This window comes from Demequina litoralis (assembly GCF_030418455.1).
Lineage (GTDB): Bacteria > Actinomycetota > Actinomycetes > Actinomycetales > Demequinaceae > Demequina > Demequina litoralis.
Genome location: NZ_JAUHPW010000006.1, coordinates 183,762 through 201,101, shown reverse-complemented (window position 1 = coordinate 201,101; position 17,340 = coordinate 183,762). Strand labels below are relative to the sequence as shown.

The following is a 17,340-nucleotide window of genomic DNA, read 5'->3' as shown; positions in this document are numbered from 1 at the left end:
TGTCCTTCGTGGTCCGTGTTCGGGGGCCATTGTCGCATCTAGCGCGGTCCGGGCCTGCGGCGCTCGACGTCCGGGCGTGGTCGGTACTCGCGCGGGGCGATGCTCGGGGGCATGGCGCGACGCGGTGGCGACGACGGCGCCGAGGCCTCGACGGGCACGCGCTGGCCCGTGCCGGGCTCGAGGAGCGTGAGGCCCGCGAGCTCGCGGTCGAGGTCGAGCGCGGCGGCCGGGCGGCGGCGCGGGTTCTTCTCGAGCAGCCGCATGACGAGGTCCGCGAGCTCCGGCGAGACGCCCTTCGGGAGCGGCGGGACGGGGTCGTTGACCTGCGCGATCGCGATGTCGACCGCGCTCGCCGCGGTGAAGGGGCGCTTGCCGGCCATCGCCTCGAACGCGATGATCCCCAGCGCGTAGAGGTCGGAGGCGGGCGTCGCGGGCTTGCCGAGCGCGAGCTCGGGCGCGAGGTACTGCGCCGTGCCCATCACCATGCCGGTCGCGGTGAGGGTGGTCTGGTCGGTGCCGCGGCTCACGCCGAAGTCGGTGATCTTGACGTGGTCCGCCTCCTGCACGAGGAGGTTGCCGGGCTTGATGTCGCGATGCATGATGCCGGCCGCGTGGGCCGCCTCGAGCCCGCGGCACGTGTGGCGCATGATCGTGACGAGCCGCGCCTCGTCGAGCGTGCGCTCACGCTCGAGGATGGTGGACAGCGGCTCGCCCTCGACGAGCTCCATCACGATGTAGGGCGTGCCGTCGTGGTCGCCGTAGTCGTAGACCTGCGCGATGTTGCCGTGGAGCAGGCCCGCCGCGTTCTTGGCCTCGTTGCGGAAGCGGCGCAGGAACGTCTCGTTCTCCGCGGCGCCCTCCTTGAGCACCTTGATCGCGACCTCGCGGTCGAGGTCGGTGTCGGTGCCGCGCCACACCTCTCCCATGCCGCCGACCGCGAGCAGCGAGCGCAGCACGTAGCGCCCGCCGAGCGTGGTGCCTGCGTGGATCGACATCAGCTCCCTCCCCGGGATGCCAGCGCGGCCTCCATGACGGAGCGCGCGATGGGGGCGGCCACGCGGCCGCCGGTGACCTCGCCCTCGGTCGAGCCGCCGTTCTCGACGAGCACGGCGACCGCGACGACGGGGTTGTCGGCGGGCGCGAAGCCCACGAACCACGTGTGGGGGCGCTCGTCGGTGCCGGTCTCGGCGGTGCCGGTCTTGCCCGCGACCTCGACGCCGGAGATCTGCGCCGCCGTGCCCGTGCCCGACTCGACCACGCCGACCATCATGTCGGTGAGCTCGTTCGCATCGGCCCGCGTCATCGGCTGGGACATCTCCGCGGGCTCGGTCTCCTCGACCACCCGCAGGTCCGCGTCGCGCACGTTGTCGACGAGGTAGGGCCGCATGAGCACGCCGTCGTTCGCGATGCCCGCGGCCACCATGGCCATCTGCAGCGGGGTGGCGCGGTCGTCGTACTGGCCGATCGACGCCATCGCGGTCTGCGCCTCGTCCGGGTTGACCGGCAGGCGCGACGGCGTCACCGCGAGCGGGATCGACAGCTGCTCGCCCCAGCCGAACTCCTCGGCCTTGCGCTCGACCACGCCCCAGCCGAGCTGCATGCCGAGGTTGGCGAAGGACGTGTTGCAGCTCATCTCGAGCGACTCCGCGAGCGTCTGGCGCTCGTTGGCGGAGCACGACTCGCCGCCGTAGTTGCCGAGCGTGCGGGACGTGTCCGGCAGCTCGAGCTGGTCGGGCGCGTACAGCTCGGAGTCCGCGTCGTAGCCCGCCTCGAGCGCCGCGGCCGCGACGACGAGCTTGAAGGTCGAGCCCGGCGGGTACGTGTCGCCGGCGATCGCGCGGTTGACGAGCGGGCCGTCCTCCTGCGCGAGCAGCGCCTGGTAGCTCTCGTTGACCTCGGCTGAGCTGTGGCCCGCCAGGGTCGCCGGGTCGTACGTCGGGCTCGTCACCATCGCGAGCACCTCGCCCGTGGCCGGGTCGAGCGCGACGACCGCGCCGCTGCTGTCGCCGAGCGCGGCGGCAGCGGCCTCCTGGACCGCCGCGTCGAGCGTCAGCTCGACGCTGGCGCCCCGCTGCGTCTCGCCGGACACGAGGTTGCTCAGCCGGGTCCAGAAAAGGGAGTCGGCGGTGCCGGAGAGCAGGTCGTTCTCCGTCTGCTCGATCGCGGTGCGCCCGAAGACGATGCTGTAGTAGCCGGTCGCGGCCGCGTACAGCGGGCCGTCGGCGTAGGTGCGCTGGTAGTTGAACGGATCGTCGACGGGCTCGGACCACACCACGGACTCGCCGTCGACGACGATCGGGCCGCGGAACGTGCCGTACTCGCGGTACAGGGTGCGGACGTTGCGGGCATCGGCGTTGAGGTCGCCCGCGGCGATCACCTGGATGTACGACGCCGCCACCATGAGGGTGAGGATCATCGCGAGGACCACGATGGACAGCCGGCGGATGGGCTCGTTCACGGCGTCACCGCCTCGGGGCGGCGGGCCTGGTCGGAGATGCGCAGGAGCAGGCCCACGATGATCCAGTTGGCGAGCATCGACGATCCGCCGTACGCGAGGAACGGGGTGGTGAGGCCCGTGAGCGGGATGACCCGGGTGACGCCGCCGACCACGATGAAGACCTGGAGCGCGATCGCGAAGCCGAGTCCCGCCGCGAGCAGCTTGCCGAAGCCGTGGCGCACGCCGATCGCGGTGCGCATCGCGCGCTGGACGATGATGACGTACAGCGTGAGGATCGCCATGAGGCCGGTGAGGCCCAGCTCCTCGCCGAGCGAGGCGACGATGAAGTCGGACTCGGCGTAGGGCACGAGGTCGGGGCGGCCCTCGCCCAGCCCGGTCCCGAAGAGCCCGCCCGAGGCCATCCCGAACAGGCCGCGCACCAGCTGCTCGCTCGCGCCGGAGCTGTAGACGTCCGAGTCGAGCGCGTGGAGCCACGCGGTGTACCGGGAGCCGACGTGGCTGAACAGCGTGCCGGCGAGCACCGCGCCCACGCCGAACATGCCGAGGCCCACCACCACCCAGCTGAGACGCTCGGTGGCGACGTAGAGCATCGCGACGAAGATGCCGAACAGCAGCAGCGAGGTGCCGAGGTCGCGCTCGTAGATCTGCACGAGCATCGCGGCGACCCACACGAGCGCGAGGGGCCCCATGTCGCGCGGGCGCGGGAAGCGCATCCCGAGGATCTTGGGCCCGGCGAGGGCGAGCGTGTCGCGGTTGGACACGAGGTAGCCGGCGAAGAAGACGACGAAGGCGATCTTCGCGAACTCGCCCGGCTGGAGGGACTTGCCGAAGACATTGATCCAGATGCGGGCGCCGTTGATCTGCGTGCCGATGACGGGCATGAGCGGCAGCAGCAGGCCGATGAGGCCGACGAGGCCCGCGGTGTAGGTGAAGCGGCGCAGCAGACGGTAGTCGCGGATGAGCAGGATGACGCCGAGCGCGAGGGCGATCCCGAGGAGGGTCCACACCACCTGCACCTGGCCGAAGTCCGTCTCGCGCCCGCGCGACGCGTACGCGAAGTCGATGCGGCGGATCATCGCGAGGCCGATGCCGTTGAGCGCCAGCACCGCCGGCACGAGGACCGGGTCGGCGTAGGACGCCCACCGGCGGATCGCGAGATGGATGACGCCGGCGACCGCCGCCCAGCCGGCCGCGTAGATCGCGAGCTCGTCGAGCTCGAGGAAGTCCGCGTGGTAGTCGACGAGGCCGCGCGCGAGCACCGCGACGGCGACCGCGAGCCCGAGCAGGCCCAGCTCCCCGCGGCGACCCGTGCGCACCATGACGTCGGAGACGGTGGCCACTAGTCGCCCGCCTCCAGCGAGGCCACGACCCCGGCCGCCTGCTCGAGGTCGCGCACACGGATCGCGTCCGTGATGCGCTCGCGCTGGTAGGGGGCGAGCTCGTCGACCAGGATCTCCGTCTTCTCGACGACGTGCGACAGGCTCACGGATCCGAGGGACTCCGGGATGCCGCGGTACACCGCGACGAAGCCCGCGTCCTCGCCCACGTAGTACTGCTGCTGCGACCACCAGTAGCCGCCCCACGCCGCGCAGACGAGGACGAGCAGCGTGATGAGGGGCAGGAGCCAGGGCCGGATGCGCTGCCAGCGGTCTCGGGAAGGCTCCTCGTCGTCGTCGGGCTCGTCGCGCGTCGCGAGGCGGGCGGCCTTGCCCGCCGGGGAGTCGCCGCCCGCGGAGGGCTTGCGACGGTCGCGGGCCGCGGAGCCGACGATCTGCGAGGTGGTGGCGGGTCCGATGCCGTCGGGCGACGCGTCGATGTCGACGATGTCGCCGATGACGCACGTGACGTTGTCGGGGGCGCCGGCGGCGAGCGCGAGGCCCACGAGGGCGTCGGCGCAGTCGCCCGGGTCCTCGACCTCGAGCATCGTCTTGCGGAGGGTGTCCTTGCTCACCACGCCCGACAGGCCGTCGGAGCACAGCAGCCAACGGTCGCCGTCGCGCGTCTCGCGCACGGAGATGTCGACGGGCACGTCCGCGTCGATGTCGCCGAGGACACGCAGCAGCATCGAGCGCTTGGGGTGGTGCTCCGCGTCCGCGACCGAGAGGCGGCCGGTGTCGACGAGGTGCTGGACGAAGCTGTGGTCGGTGGTGATCTGCTCGAGGTCGCCGTCGCGCAGCAGGTAGGCGCGCGAGTCGCCGATGTGCGCCATCGACAGCGTGGAGCCCGAGCGCAGCAGCGCCGTCACCGTGGTGCCGAGGCCCGAGAGCTCCGGGTCGTTGCGCGCCCGCTCGACGATCTGCGCGTGCGCGTCGGAGATCGCCTCCTTGAGCTCGTCGAGGGCGTCGTCGGGGCCGTGGGCTTCGCCCTCGAGGGCCGCGAGGCGCGCGATCGCGATGGAGGAGGCGATGTCGCCGCCCGCGGCGCCGCCCATGCCGTCCGCGACGGCGAGCAGGTGCGGGCCGGCGAAGCCGGAGTCCTGGTTGTTCGCGCGCACGAGGCCCACGTCGGAGCGCGCGGCGAAGTGGATGCCCAGATACATCAGCCGCGCAGCTCCAGGGCGGTGGCGCCGATGCGGATGACGTCGCCGTCGCGGAACGGCACGGGGTCCGTGACCTTCTGGTTGCCGAGGTAGGTGCCGTTCGTGGAGCCGAGGTCCTCGACCATCCAGCGGTCTCCTTCGAGGTAGATGCGGCAGTGGCGGGCCGAGCAGTAGTCGTCGTCGATGACGAGGGTGCACGTGCTCGCGCGGCCGACCAGCACCGGCGCGGTGCCGAGCGGGATCGTGGTGCCCTTGAGCGGGCCGGCCGTCACCGCGAGGTGGCCGGCCGAGGGGTCCTTGGTCGAGATCGAGCCGGTGCGGATGCCCGTCGCCGCCCGGCTGGGCGAGGCCGTCTTCTCCGCCCGCGCATCGTGCTCCCGGCGCGACTCGCGTCCTCGGCCGCGCGCGGTGATGCGTGTGCCGTAGAGGTCCGCGCGCAGCACCGCGATGGCCGACAGCACGAGGGTCCACAGCAGGACCAGGAAGCCCATGCGGAGCAGGGTGATGGAGAGCTGGCTCACGTCAGAAGTCCTCGTCCCCGTCGACTGCGTCCCAGTACATGATGGTGGTGCGCCCGATGGTGACGGCGTTGCCGTCGAGCAGCGTGGCCTCGGAGACGCGCTGGTCCTCGACGAACGTCCCGTTGGTCGAGCCCAGGTCCGTGAGGATCGTGCCGTGGTCGGTGACCTCGAGGCGGACGTGCTTGCGGCTCACGCCCGTGTCGTCGACCACGATGTCCGACTCAGAGCCGCGCCCGACGGTCGTCGAGTCGCCCGTGAGGTAGTAGCGCGTACCGTCGATGTCGAGCAGCGGGTAGCGCGAGCTGGGGTTGGTGCCCGTCACCGGGGCGACGGGGCCGCGCGTCGTGCGCGAGACGACGGCGTAGCGGCCGGTCGCGAGCGTGTCGTCGACGTCGAAGGCGACGTCGACCGCGCCCACGAACGAGTAGCGCTGGCGCTCGGCGTGCGCACGCAGGGACTCGATGAGCTCGTGGACCATCGCATCGGCGCCCCACTGGTCGACCGTCTCCATGTCCGCGGGCGAGAGGGCGATGCCGTACTCGTTGGGCACCACGGTGCGGCCGCGGTCAACGACGGCGGCGCGGGCGTCGCACTCGCGCTTGAGCGCGGCCGCGAGCTCGACGGGCTTGACGCCCGACTTGAAGGTGCGCGCGAACGCGTTCTGCATCACGTTCTCGACGCCGCGCTCGAAGCGGTCCAGCACACCCATGCGGGCCATCGTATAGGCCTCCAGAAACGTGCTAAAGTAACTCGGCGCGCGCGAGTGGCGGAATAGGCAGACGCGCACGGTTCAGGTCCGTGTGCCCGAAAGGGCGTGGGGGTTCAACTCCCCCCTCGCGCACCATCAGGAAGGCCCCCGGGGATCCCCCGGGGGCCTTCCTTCTTGTCCGGATGCGGTGTCGGCTGTGCCGCCACGTCGGCCGGCACAGGCGCCAGCGCCTCAGCCTCGAGGATCCCGGGCGACAAGGTGGCGTCCTCCTCCTGCGGTTCTCGGAGCCCACGTTCGTGCATCGGCCGCCGGGTGGTCCCGCGGTCGCTCGCGGGGAGGGACGACGTGCGAGCCGGGTGGGCGCCGCGAGCCGGTCCCTCGCCGCGGTGTCGAGGTCGGGAGCGGGGGAGGCCTCCGTCTTCGTGCAGGACGAGGCTGGGCCGGTGCGCCGGCGAAGGCCTGGCGGGTACGCCGACATCGTCGCGCGACGCTGCGGAGTGCCGACGGCCATGTGGGTCACGGCGCCGGCGGTCTCGCGTCCGCGTCTCGGTGCGGCCTTCGGGGCCGTGACCACAGAACGCGGCGCCCGGCGATGATTCCTAGGACCATCGTCCCCGCCTCGGCCGGAGGCGCGCGGGCGACACTTATGGTGATAACCTCTATAAGTAGCAGTAGCGCACTCGTAAGTGCGGATGCCGGTTTCAAGGGAGAGGCAGGGCGGCTCATGTCCATCACCGAACGGGCGTACGACGCGATCATCGTGGGATCCGGTCCGGGCGGGAGCTCGGCGGTTCAGGAGCTGACCGCGCGCGGTCTCGAGGTGCTGCTCATCGACGCAGGCCGCGAGCTACGCGAGGAGGACTTCACCTTCCCCAAGCGTCGCAAGAAGGGCGGCGTGGGCCTCGACCTGTTCCCACGCGCCGGGGCGATGGCGCGCGGCCAGGTCACGCAGGCACGGCGGCCGTACTACAACCCGCTCACCAACCGATTCCTGGTCAACGACCTCCAGGATCCATACACGCACCCGCCGACGCACCCCTACCTGTGGGTGCGTGGCAAGCTGCTCGGCGGGCGCATGCACAGCTATGGACGAGTCCTGCAGCGCATGTCGGACGTCGACTTCAAGGCGGCGAGCGCGGACGGGTACGGAGATGACTGGCCGCTGGCGTACGCGGACCTGGCCCCCTGGTACGAGAAGGTCGAGGACGCGATCGGCGTCTACGGCGACAAGGACGGGCTCACCCATCCCCCGGACGGGAGGTACGTCGGGCCCGGCCACCTCACCGACGTCGAGACCGACTTCAAGGAGCGCGTCGAGGCGCGCTGGCCCGAGCGACGCGTCATCTCGTGGCGGTGCCAGGCGAACTTCGAGCACGGCATACCGCCCGGCATCGCCGCCGCCAAGGCGACCGGACGGCTCACGATCCGCACCGAGGCCGAGGTCACGCGCATCGTGACCGACGACGCGACCGGCCTCGCGACCGGGGTCGAGTTCGTCGACCGCACCACCAAGCAGGCCTACTCGGTGCGCGCCGACACGGTCGTGGTCGCGGCGTCGACCATCGAGTCGATCCGCCTGCTGCTCAACTCCGGCTCGGCACGTCACCCGTACGGCCTGGGCAACTCGTCCGGGACGCTCGGCCGCTACTTCATGGACCAGACGATCAGCATCGGCTTCTTCGAGTCGCCTCGTCACGCGGGCATGTCTGCGATGCCGGAGAACATGCCGGCGGACCCGTTCTACGGCGTCCCAGGTGGCATCCTCATCCCGCGCTACGAGAACATCGGCGACCATGCCGACGCATCGTTCCTCCGGGGCATCTCCTTCCAGGGACTAGGCGGGCGCATGCCCACTCCGGACGGCGACCCGGCGGTGCTCGGACTCGGCGGCGCGGGAGAGATGCTCGCGCGCCGCGAGAACGCGGTCACCCTTAGCCGCGTCAAGGACCGCTGGGGAATGCGGGTGCCGCACATCGACCTCACCATGTCGGACAACGACCGACTGCTCCTCAAGCGCTCGATGACCGTCCTCAAGGAGATGGGCGACGAGGCGGGCTACCGCGCCAACTTCATCGGTTCGGCTGCCGGTCTCGAGTCCAAGAAGGTGTGGCCCCGCTTCAACCCGGTGCGTCGCCTCATCTTCAAGCAGGGGATCAAGCTGTCGGTGGTGCCGGGCGCCGCGATCCACGAGTGCGGCGGCGCGCGCATGGGCGCGGATCCCGCGACCTCGGTGGTCAACGGCGTCAACCAGTTGTGGGACGCTCCCAACGTGTTCGTGACGGACGGCGCCTCGTTCGTCAGCAGCAGCACGGTGGGGCCGGCGTTGACGATCATGGCGCTCTCCGCGCGGGCCGGGGCGTTCATCGCCGACCAGCACGCGAGCGGCGGCCTGGCGCGACCCACCGAGCACGTCACCTACTGAGAGCCGCTCCGCTCGCTCCGTGAGGCCCCTCGCCCCATAGGGCGAGGGGCCTTCGCATGGGCCGGCGCGCCTGGCGGAGGCCTCCGGGATCGATCCGACGTGCGGGCTGCTGGCGGCTCGCACGACGGTGCGATCGGCGATCAGTCCGACACCGGGGATGGTGGCGGCGCGGGAGAGTGCCGGCGCGGCGCGCGGCTCACCCGTCGCCGCACACGGCAAGAGCCGTTCCCCCGGGACGGAGGAGCGGCTCTTGCGGCGGGACGATGCGGGCGGAGCCGGGTCAGGCCCTGCCGGCCTCCGCGTCCAGGCGGTGGAACATCGCGTGCTGGCGGCGCACCTGCTCGGTGCCGCGGCCCGGGTCGCGCGGGCCCTCGTACTCGCTCGAGAGGTAGCCGGTGTAGCCGGTCTCGGAGAGGACGTCGAGCACGGGCTCCCACGGGATGTGCGAGTCGACCAGGTCCTCGTCGACGTTGTAGAACTTCGACTGGATGAAGACCACGTACGGCATGACCTCGCGCAGGTCGCTCGCGGGCACGTTGAGCGCGCGCAGCGGGACGGGCACCTCCTCCACGCTCGTGGGCTCGGCCATGCCGTCCAGGCCGAAGAACGCATGCTTGGTCATGAAGATGCCGGTGTCGATCAGCAGGCCGAAGTTCTTGGTGCCGGTGCGCTCGATGAAGGCGATGTAGTCGTCCACCACACGGTGCTTGATCGGGGTGGGGCTGTGGATCTCGGGGCAGATCACCACACCCTTGTCGGCCGCGAGCTGAAGGTTGCGCTCGACCGCCTCGTCCCAGATGGGGTGCGGGTCCAGCTCGAGCGACGTGACGCCGATCTTCGGGCGCACGAAGCTGAAGCCGAGCAGCGACGCCAGACGGATGTCGCGCTCCAGGGCGGCGGCGCCCTCCTCGACCGTGAGGTCGCGGTCGAGCCACATGCGGCTGTCGATCCACGAGCCCATATTGGTGGGCTCGAGGCCGTACTTGTCGAGGTTGGCGAACCACGTGTCGAGCCAGGCCTTCGACGGCTCGGGGTAGCCGGGCACGTTCGCCTCGCCGAGGATCTCCAGGCCGGTGGCGCCCATGTCGGCGATCTCCGCCATCGCGTCCTCGAGCGTCATGATGGTGTGCATGTCGCCGGTGTAGCTGTACGTCGAGACGCCGTACTTGAAGCGGGGCTGCGCCACGGGGGACACGAGCGTGCACGCGCGCTCTGCATGGAAGACGTTCGGCTGGAACTCGATGGGGAAGTAGGGCGCGCGCAGGCGGATGTCGACCGCGACGTCGTGGACGCCGCGCGGAAGGCCGCCTTCGAGCGGCACCTTGACGCACGCGACCTCATCGGCGTTCCAGCGCGCGCCGGTCGAGGCGCGCAGTTCGGCGAGCGTGAACGCGCGGCCCTGGAGCACGATCGACGTCTCCTCGTGGGTCCAGGTGCGGCCCGCGACGGTGACCGACACGCCGTCGACGAGGCTCGAGGTGAGCCCGCGGTAGTTCGGGTTGCGCAGAGCCACCTGGAAACCGGTGATCCGGTCGCCGTCGAAGGTGTTCGCAAAACCGCGGTTCTGGATGATGCTCCGGTCGAGCATGGTGTCCTTCACTACTCTCCCCGGCCTCGGTGCCGGGGTGGTCGTGCCTTGCGCCTCGGTGCGCGACGGCGTTGGTGCCATCTTATGCCGATTATCGCTATAAAACAAAAGCCCGTGTCACTAAGTTGCGTCGGTTGCTGTGGTAATTGAGGGTGGCGGGCTCACGCGCCGGGGCCGAAGGGCGGCACGCCTTTGTGCACGACCAGACCGGCGGGTTGCGGCGCCGCGGGCCTTCTGCGGGATCCGTGTGGTCAGCGCGCGACGGCGAGCTCGAACTCGGGCTCGAACTCCGCCTCGAAAGCCCGCTTGGCGGACTCGGAATCGGCGGCGGCGTGCTGCTCGGTGTGAAGGTAGGTCGCGCCGAACGAGGCGCCCGCGAACGGTGTCATGAACTTGAGGAACATGGCTCTCCTGGATGTTGTGCCGCGCGGTGGTGCGCGAGCCGGATGAATCCGGGAGCCGTGACGTGGAGTCGGGGGTCCCGGCTGCCCCACGTTGGGACCAGAAAGCGTCCCGTCTTGGCGGGCGAATGCCTCGTTGCCAAGCTGGGACGCTGAAGTCATTGTATGTCGAGCCGTGCCCTTATGTCAACCATCGTCATAAGTGCGGAGGTGGGTGGCCGACCGCCGCGACGCCGGGCTTCCCGTCGGCCGCGCATGGCCGACGGGAAGCCCGGCGACGTCCTATCGAGCGAGCGCGGGCGCGGCGTTCGCGGCCGCGCGGGCGAGGTCCGCGGCACCGAGGATCCCGGCCTCGTTGCCGAACGCGGCGGGGATGATCGGCGCGACGGGACGGTTCTCGCCGCCGGTGAGGTGGCGCGAGAAGCCGCGGCGGATGCCGGTGAAGAGGGGGTCGCCGACCGTCGACACTCCACCGCCGATGACGATGACGGCCGGGTCGAGGACGGCCGCAAGGCTGGCGGCGCCCCGGCCGATCCACTCGCCGAGCCGGTCGAGCAGGTCGAGCGACAGCGTGTCACCCTCGGCGGCGGCGAGGGCGACGTGCTTGCCGCGCACCGCGCCGTCCACTGCGGCGATCGCCTGGAGGCGTGCCGAGGCGGCCGAGCCCCGACCCACGGCCTCGCGTGCCATCCGCTCGAGCGCGGTCCCCGAGGCGTAGGCCTCGAAGCAGCCCTGCTGACCGCATCCGCAGGTGAGCCCGCCGTCGACGATCTGCAAGTGGCCCACCTCGGCTCCCGCGCCGTGCGCCCCGCGGAGCACCTGGCCCCCCAGCACGACCGCGCCGCCCACGCCGGTACCGATGGTGAGCATGAGCATGTCGCGGCCGTCTCCGGCGCCCAGCGCGTACTCGGCCCAGCCTGCGGCGTTCGCGTCGTTCTCGACGAGCACGGGGACCTCGTCGTCGATGAGGGTGCGGATTCGCGCGGCGATCGGGTAGTTCCGGTAGTTGACGTTGGGGGCGAACATCACGGTCTCGCGATCCGAGGAGACCAGTCCGGGCACTGCGAGGCCCATCGAGACGATGGCGTGGCGCTCGGCAAGCTCGCGATACGCCGCGACGATGACCTCGTCGATGCCGGTCGGGCTGCCGGGTGTGGGGTACTCCCGGCGCTCGATGATCGCGCCGTCCGCGTCGATGACGCCGAGCGCGACCTTGGTGCCGCCGATGTCGACTCCGAGCGAATGCATGGTTCTCCTCCTTGAGGGCGATGCGCCGTGGCGGCGCGGTGTCAGACGAGCCGGAAGACGACGCCTTGGACCAGGCGCGACAGGCCGGCGATGCCGGCCAGCTCGATGTCATGGGCGGGGACGATGCGGAGGTGCCGCGATGCGAGCGGCTGGGCGCGCTGGTAGACCACCTCGCGGATACCCGCGAGAAGCGGCTCGCCGACAGCGGCGAGGCTTCCGCCGATGACGATCACCGAAGGATTCAGCACTGCGATGCACGCGGCGAGCGCCTCGCCGATCGCGCGACCGGCCTGTCTCACCGCCGAGGTTGCGGCTGTCGAGCCGGAGCGGACGAGCGCGACGATCTGACGACCGTCGTCGGTGTCGAGGCCCTGCTGACGCAGCGTCTCGGCGATGCCGAGCCCACTGGCGACCGTGCCGAGGCATCCCGTCTGGCCGCACGTGCACATGCGGTCGCCGGCCGCCTCGACGCGGATGTGGCCGATATCGCCAGCCACTCCCTCGGAGCCGCGCACGACCCGCTGGTGCGTGATCACGCCGGCGCCGATGCCCGTCGCCACCTTGACCATGAGGACTTCTCGTTCGTGCGGCCAGGTGAGGATGCCTTCGCCGATGGCCATCACGTTGACGTCGTTCTCCACGAGCACCGGGGCGTCGATCTCCGCCCGGATGCGCCCGACGAGGTCGTAGCCGTCCCAGCCCGGAATCGCCAGCGGCAGGATCGGGCGGTCCGAGGCATGGTCGACGGCGCCGGGCAGGCCGACGCCGACGCCGGCGATCCGAGAAGCGTCGAGGTGGTGACCGTCGAGCTGCGCGTGCCCCTCTCGGAGGACGGCCTCGAGAACGATGTCAGGGCCCTGTTCGACCTCGACCGCGAGGAGGCGGTGCGACATGACGCGACCGGCGAGGTCCGTGACGGCCACCGTCGCGTGCCGCATGCCGATGTCGGCGGCCAGGATGACGCGGCTCGTCGCGTGAAGGGCGTACAGCGTGGACGGCCGGCCTTTGGTGGTGAGGGTCTCGTCGAGCTGCGAGACGAGGTCGATCTCGACGAGGTGCGCGAGGTGCGCCGACACTGTCGACCGGGAGCACTCGGCCGCCTCCGCGAGCTGGCTCTTGGTGCGGGGAATCCCGTCGCGGAGAATCGCGAGCACCGTGCTCGCATCCGTTGATAGCGCCAGCATTGCCGCTCCTTCGTCCGCAGGGTCTGCGCCCTTTTGCGAGAGTCTAGCATCACTAATGTCGATTACCACCATATCGAGGGTGATCTCTCCACGAGTGCGCGCGGGGACGAAGCGGGCAGCCCGCGTGTCCTACCTGGTCTCGAGCGCGACAGATCGTCGCCTATCTGCGAACCGGCGTCGCCATAACCGTGGCGCGCATCGCCCTAAGATGGGCTGACAAACGTCGACGAACCGAGAGGGGGCCAACGGTGGCCCGACCCGCTTCCGCACCGTCCGATGTGCTCGCGATCCTGCGCGAGGGCGAGCCGAGGACCAAGAGCGAGCTCGCGCAGCTCACCGGGCAGGCGCGATCCACGATCGCGATGCGCCTCGACTCGCTCACCGGTCGCGGCCTCGTGCGCGAGAGCGACGGGGTGGTCTCGACCGGCGGGCGACCGTCCGTCACCTACGAGTTCAACGCCGCCGGCGGCGTGGTGCTCGCAGCCGACCTCGGAGCTCGCCACGCGTACCTCGCGGTGGTCGACCTCGGGGGCACGGTGCTCGCCCATCGCCGGGAGGACATCGATATCGCGGCGGGTCCCGACGCCGTCCTGTCGGCGGTGCTCGAGGCATGGGAGTCCCAGTTGCGGGAGCTTGGGGTCGCCGCCGCGGTGTGGGGCGCCGGCGTGGGCCTCCCGGGTCCGGTCGAGCACTCGACCGGCATGCCGGTGAGCCCGCCGATCATGCCTGGCTGGGACGGAGTCGACGTGCGCGGGAGGATCCGCAAGGTGTTCGACGTCCCCGTCGTGGTCGACAACGACGTCAACCTGCTCGCCCTCGGCGAGTGGACCACGCGCTTCCCGGACGAGTCCGACCTGGTGGTCGTCAAGGTCGCGACCGGCATCGGCGCGGGCATCATCAGCGGCGGCGGCCTGACGCGCGGTGCGCAGGGCGCGGCGGGCGACATCGGGCACATCCAGGTGGTCGGCGCGCAGCCGCGACTGTGCCGATGCGGTCAGACCGGCTGCCTCGAGGCCTACGCCTCGGGCCGCGGGATCGCCGAGAGCCTGCGGGCCGAGGGTGTCGAGGCGGCCTCCGCGGACGACGTGGTGCGGCTGGTCCGCGCGGGGCACCCGCTCGCGACACGCGTCTCGCGCGAGGCCGGCCGTATGATCGGGGAGGTCCTCGCCACCTGCGTCTCGATCCTCAACCCCGGCCAGATCGTCATCGGCGGCGAGATGGCGGAATCGGGCGAGACCCTCCTCGCCGGCATCCGTGAGGCCATCTACCAGCGCTCTCAGCCGCTGGCGACGCGACAGCTCGCCGTGAGCACGGTGCAGCACCCGGACCGGGGCGGAGTCGTCGGCGCCGCGCGAATCGTGCTCGACGAGATCCTCGCCTGACGTCGGCCCTCACGCCACAGAGCCCGGTACCCTGGTCGAGGGCGCCGGGCTCCGTCGCGTTGCGGGCGTGCCGAGGTGGGGTCAGCCGACCCGCGCTCCGACGATGCGGCGCACGAGGGCCTGTTGCTTCGCGACCTCGGCGAACGAGTCGGCCTCGTCCGGCCCGAGATAGGAGTGGCCCTCCCACTCTGTGGAGATGTAGCCGTCGTAGCCGATGTCCTCGAGGATCCCGATGAGCGCGGGATAGTCGATGCTGGGCTCGTCGCCCGCCTCATCGAAGCCGTAGCACTTGCCGTGCACGTGGACGATGCGGTCCGCGATGTCGTACCAGCTCTCGATCGGCTCACGACCGAACATGGTGAAGACGAGCATCGCCGCCTGGATCGCCTTCTTGGGCGCGCCGGCCGCCTCGGTGGCGCCTGCCCAGCGGCCGTACCGCTCGAACGGGGCGCCCTCCCCCTTCCACGCCTCGTCGAGCGAGACGATGAAGCGCTCCTCGAGACCCGCCGCGCGCAGCGTGTCGAGCAGGCCGGTCGGGATCTCGCGCATCGTCGCGCTGAAGTCGGGGATGAACCCGAGCGCGGGGGAGTCGACGCGCTCGTAGAGGTCCCGCACGGGCAGGATCGCCGCGGTGCGCGGACCCTCCGGAGCGTGCAGCTCCATGCCGAGCTTCAGCCCCCAGTCCTCGGCGAGCGGGGCGACCCGCTCGAGCACCACGGGGGAGGCGCCGATCTGAGTGCGGACGATGCCGAAGCCCAGCTCCTTCGCCACCTTCATCTGGCGGGTGAGCGACTCGGTCATCTCGTCGTCGGTAAGCAGGCGGTCCGACCGCAGCGCGACGTCGATGTTCGACGCGAGGCAGGTGGGCACCAGCTCGTAGCGCGCGAGAAGGTTCTGCCACCAGTCCGCGAAGCCTGGCGTGAGCTCGGGGAAGCCACGGAGGCTCTGGTAGCCGACCACCTCGACGCCGGGGCCGATGCCGGCCTCCGCGACCTTCGCCACGATCGACTCGAGGTTGTACTTTCCGGTAACCCACTCGTTCGTCGCCGAGTAGAGGGTCAGTCCCTGCTTGATCATGCGTTCACCACCGTGAAGAGCTCTTCCTGGACCGTGTGCTTGGGGAGGGCCACCTCCGGGCCCACCATGATGTAGGGGATGCGCGAGTTCATGTGCACCCCGATGCGGACCTGGTCCGCCGGCGTCGCGCCCTTGACGCGCACCGTGGCGGGGTCCTGGATGAACCACACGTCATCGACCGCGGCGTCGCACTCCGCGAGGGTGCGCTCGACTCCGTCGATCTCGACCGTCACGGCGTCCGCGGCGACGGGCTCGCCGTCGAGCGTCACGTCGAGACCTGCGAGGCACGACACCGGGAGGCTGCGGTACCAGGGCTCGAAGACCTGGAACGCGAGGGTGTCGTCCGCGACGCGCGCCTCGAAGGGCTCGCGCATGCAGAACTGGGTGATGGATGGCATGTCAACTCCTTGCTGGCGGGTGGGTCACTGGTTCGAGAAGGCGGCGTCGAAGGCGCCGTCGGGGAGCTTCCACAGGAGGCTGCGGATGTAGTCGACGGCTTGGGCGGCGCCGTGGAGACGGTCCATGCCGGCGTCCTCCCACTCGATGGAGATGGGGCCGGTGTAGCCGATGGAGGACAGGGTGCGGAACGCGTCCTCCCAAGGCACGTCGCCGTGACCCGTGGACACGAAGTCCCAGCCGCGGCGGGGGTCGCCCCACGGCAGATGGGAGCCGAGGATGCCCGCACGGCCGGTGGCGGGGCGCGTGCGGGTGTCCTTGCAGTCGACGTGGTAGATCCGCTCGGCGAAGTCGATGATGAACGCGACGGTGTCGATGCCCTGCCAGAACATGTGGCTGGGGTCCCAGTTGATTCCGAACTCGGGACGGTTGCCGATCGCGTCGAGCGCGCGCACGGTGGTCCAGTAGTCGTAGGTGATCTCGCCGGGGTGGATCTCCTGGGCGTACTTCACGCCCTCGGAGTTGAACACGTCCAGGATGGGGTTCCAGCGGCGGGCGAAGTCCTCGTAGCCGTCGTCGATGACGTCCTGGCCCACGGGCGGGAACATCGCGACGTACTTCCAGATCTTGGAGCCGGTGAAGCCTGTGACGACGTCGGCGCCGAGCTTGCGGGCCACCCGTGCGGAGCGCTTCATGTCCTCCGCGGCGCGCTGGCGCACGCCCTCCTGGTCGCCGTCGCCCCACGTGTAGTCCCGCACGATGGCCTGGTGGCGGAAGTCGATGGGGTCGTCGCACACGGCCTGACCGGTGAGGTGGTTCGAGATCGCGAAGACCTTCAGGCCGTGTCGGTCGAGGATGTCGAGGCGGGACTTCACGTAGGAGTCGTCCTCGTCGGCGCGCTTGAGGTCGAGGTGGTCGCCCGACGCGGCGATCTCGAGACCGTCGTAGCCCCACTCGGCCGCCCGGCGCGCCACCTCCTCGAAGGGCATGTCGGCCCACTGCCCCGTGAACAGCGTCACGGGAAGTCGAGAGCTCTGCGATGCGGTGGTCATGTGTGCCTCCTTCACCCAATGAGGAGCGAAACCGCGGCGGCTGTTCGCGCGGGGCCAGGGTGTCGACCGGCTCGCCGCGCTCCGTCGTGCTGCGCTGGGCCGTCACCTTCGCCTCGTCGCCACTGGTGGTGACTCGGGATGAGCCCGGCTCCTGTGCCGGCCTCGGTACTTCCGACGGTAGCACACTGACTTACGTCGGCAACAGTCGCAAGGCGGGCCTGCACCGGGATTCCCGCTCAAACGTGCGCTGCCGCCGCCCTGACGAGCGGGCCGGGACGGGGGTCGCAGAGCGGTATCGAGGCGGTCAAGGGCCCAGGTTGGCGGCCGAAATCGACCCGTCGTCGGATTCCGGCTTGCAATATG

The 17,340-nt window shown here is 70.7% G+C and carries 15 protein-coding genes and 1 tRNA gene; 3 read left to right on the top strand and 13 right to left on the bottom strand.

Annotation, left to right across the window (positions count from 1 at the left end):
* Positions 1-38: 38 nt before the first annotated feature.
* The 6 genes from QQX09_RS09545 to QQX09_RS09520 are packed head-to-tail and all read right to left on the bottom strand — an operon-like array spanning position 39 to position 6,227.
* Entirely contained in the window at positions 39-995 is a 957-nt protein-coding gene (locus QQX09_RS09545) for a serine/threonine-protein kinase (RefSeq protein WP_301133897.1), read from the bottom strand.
* Positions 995-2,458 (bottom strand): peptidoglycan D,D-transpeptidase FtsI family protein, encoded by a 1,464-nt coding sequence (locus QQX09_RS09540; protein ID WP_301133895.1) that lies wholly within the window; start codon positions 2,456-2,458, stop codon positions 995-997. The genes QQX09_RS09545 and QQX09_RS09540 overlap by 1 nt, the downstream gene beginning before the upstream one ends.
* Positions 2,455-3,798: an FtsW/RodA/SpoVE family cell cycle protein gene (locus QQX09_RS09535; RefSeq protein ID WP_301133893.1), complete on the bottom strand. Its 1,344-nt coding sequence runs from the start codon at positions 3,796-3,798 to the stop codon at positions 2,455-2,457. The genes QQX09_RS09540 and QQX09_RS09535 overlap by 4 nt, the downstream gene beginning before the upstream one ends.
* Positions 3,798-4,997 carry a PP2C family protein-serine/threonine phosphatase gene (locus QQX09_RS09530; RefSeq protein WP_301133891.1) on the bottom strand — a complete coding sequence of 400 codons (1,200 nt, stop codon included), beginning with the start codon at positions 4,995-4,997 and terminating at the stop codon, positions 3,798-3,800. The genes QQX09_RS09535 and QQX09_RS09530 overlap by 1 nt, the downstream gene beginning before the upstream one ends.
* A complete protein-coding gene (locus QQX09_RS09525; protein WP_301133888.1) occupies positions 4,997-5,518 on the bottom strand; it encodes an FHA domain-containing protein FhaB/FipA in 522 nt (173 codons plus the stop codon). Before QQX09_RS09525 ends, QQX09_RS09530 begins: the two co-directional genes overlap by 1 nt.
* 1 nt (position 5,519) lies before the next feature.
* Entirely contained in the window at positions 5,520-6,227 is a 708-nt protein-coding gene (locus QQX09_RS09520; RefSeq protein ID WP_301133886.1) for an FHA domain-containing protein, read from the bottom strand.
* A gap of 48 nt (positions 6,228-6,275) precedes the next feature.
* Here QQX09_RS09520 and QQX09_RS09515 point away from each other — a divergent pair.
* Positions 6,276-6,362, top strand: a tRNA-Leu gene (locus tag QQX09_RS09515).
* A 589-nt stretch (positions 6,363-6,951) separates the two neighbouring features.
* A complete protein-coding gene (locus QQX09_RS09510; RefSeq protein WP_301133882.1) occupies positions 6,952-8,649 on the top strand; it encodes a GMC oxidoreductase in 1,698 nt (565 codons plus the stop codon).
* A 280-nt stretch (positions 8,650-8,929) separates the two neighbouring features.
* Here the strand turns inward: QQX09_RS09510 and QQX09_RS09505 are convergent, their stop codons facing one another.
* The 4 genes from QQX09_RS09505 to QQX09_RS09490 all read right to left on the bottom strand — a co-directional run bounded on the left by QQX09_RS09505 (position 8,930) and on the right by QQX09_RS09490 (position 13,070).
* The gene (locus QQX09_RS09505) at positions 8,930-10,249 is read right to left on the bottom strand and encodes a C-glycoside deglycosidase beta subunit domain-containing protein (protein WP_301133880.1); all 1,320 of its coding nucleotides are present in this window, start codon (positions 10,247-10,249) and stop codon (positions 8,930-8,932) included.
* Positions 10,250-10,488: 239 nt separating this feature from the next.
* Positions 10,489-10,641 (bottom strand): hypothetical protein, encoded by a 153-nt coding sequence (locus QQX09_RS09500; RefSeq protein ID WP_301133878.1) that lies wholly within the window; start codon positions 10,639-10,641, stop codon positions 10,489-10,491.
* A 279-nt stretch (positions 10,642-10,920) separates the two neighbouring features.
* A complete protein-coding gene (locus QQX09_RS09495; protein ID WP_301133875.1) occupies positions 10,921-11,886 on the bottom strand; it encodes an ROK family glucokinase in 966 nt (321 codons plus the stop codon).
* A 41-nt stretch (positions 11,887-11,927) separates the two neighbouring features.
* Positions 11,928-13,070 carry an ROK family transcriptional regulator gene (locus QQX09_RS09490; RefSeq protein WP_301133872.1) on the bottom strand — a complete coding sequence of 381 codons (1,143 nt, stop codon included), beginning with the start codon at positions 13,068-13,070 and terminating at the stop codon, positions 11,928-11,930.
* Positions 13,071-13,318: 248 nt separating this feature from the next.
* On the opposite strand from QQX09_RS09490, the gene QQX09_RS09485 reads away from it, so the two are divergent.
* A complete protein-coding gene (locus QQX09_RS09485; protein ID WP_301133871.1) occupies positions 13,319-14,452 on the top strand; it encodes an ROK family transcriptional regulator in 1,134 nt (377 codons plus the stop codon).
* 81 nt (positions 14,453-14,533) lie between these two features.
* On the opposite strand, the gene QQX09_RS09480 is transcribed toward QQX09_RS09485, so the two are convergent.
* From QQX09_RS09480 to QQX09_RS09470, 3 genes are read right to left on the bottom strand one after another with little or no spacing between them, the layout of a single operon-like run.
* Entirely contained in the window at positions 14,534-15,529 is a 996-nt protein-coding gene (locus QQX09_RS09480; RefSeq protein ID WP_301133869.1) for a sugar phosphate isomerase/epimerase family protein, read from the bottom strand.
* Positions 15,526-15,927, bottom strand: coding sequence for a C-glycoside deglycosidase beta subunit domain-containing protein (locus QQX09_RS09475; RefSeq protein WP_301133867.1), 402 nt, complete (start codon positions 15,925-15,927; stop codon positions 15,526-15,528). Before QQX09_RS09475 ends, QQX09_RS09480 begins: the two co-directional genes overlap by 4 nt.
* 24 nt (positions 15,928-15,951) lie before the next feature.
* Positions 15,952-16,977, bottom strand: a complete 1,026-nt coding sequence (locus QQX09_RS09470) for a sugar phosphate isomerase/epimerase family protein (RefSeq protein ID WP_301133865.1) — start codon at positions 16,975-16,977, stop codon at positions 15,952-15,954.
* Positions 16,978-17,340: the final 363 nt, after the last annotated feature.

Bases quoted from the DNA above. Each gene is read 5' to 3' on its own strand.
- QQX09_RS09480 (WP_301133869.1), bottom strand. From the start codon at position 15,529: ATGATCAAGCAGGGACTGACCCTCTACTCGGCGACGAACGAGTGGGTT.
- QQX09_RS09500 (WP_301133878.1), bottom strand. From the start codon at position 10,641: ATGTTCCTCAAGTTCATGACACCGTTCGCGGGCGCCTCGTTCGGCGCG.
- QQX09_RS09490 (WP_301133872.1), bottom strand. From the start codon at position 13,070: ATGCTGGCGCTATCAACGGATGCGAGCACGGTGCTCGCGATTCTCCGC.
- QQX09_RS09495 (WP_301133875.1), bottom strand. From the start codon at position 11,886: ATGCATTCGCTCGGAGTCGACATCGGCGGCACCAAGGTCGCGCTCGGC.
- QQX09_RS09470 (WP_301133865.1), bottom strand. From the start codon at position 16,977: ATGACCACCGCATCGCAGAGCTCTCGACTTCCCGTGACGCTGTTCACG.
- QQX09_RS09530 (WP_301133891.1), bottom strand. From the start codon at position 4,997: ATGTATCTGGGCATCCACTTCGCCGCGCGCTCCGACGTGGGCCTCGTG.
- QQX09_RS09545 (WP_301133897.1), bottom strand. From the start codon at position 995: ATGTCGATCCACGCAGGCACCACGCTCGGCGGGCGCTACGTGCTGCGC.
- QQX09_RS09510 (WP_301133882.1), top strand. From the start codon at position 6,952: ATGTCCATCACCGAACGGGCGTACGACGCGATCATCGTGGGATCCGGT.
- QQX09_RS09475 (WP_301133867.1), bottom strand. From the start codon at position 15,927: ATGCCATCCATCACCCAGTTCTGCATGCGCGAGCCCTTCGAGGCGCGC.
- QQX09_RS09520 (WP_301133886.1), bottom strand. From the start codon at position 6,227: ATGGGTGTGCTGGACCGCTTCGAGCGCGGCGTCGAGAACGTGATGCAG.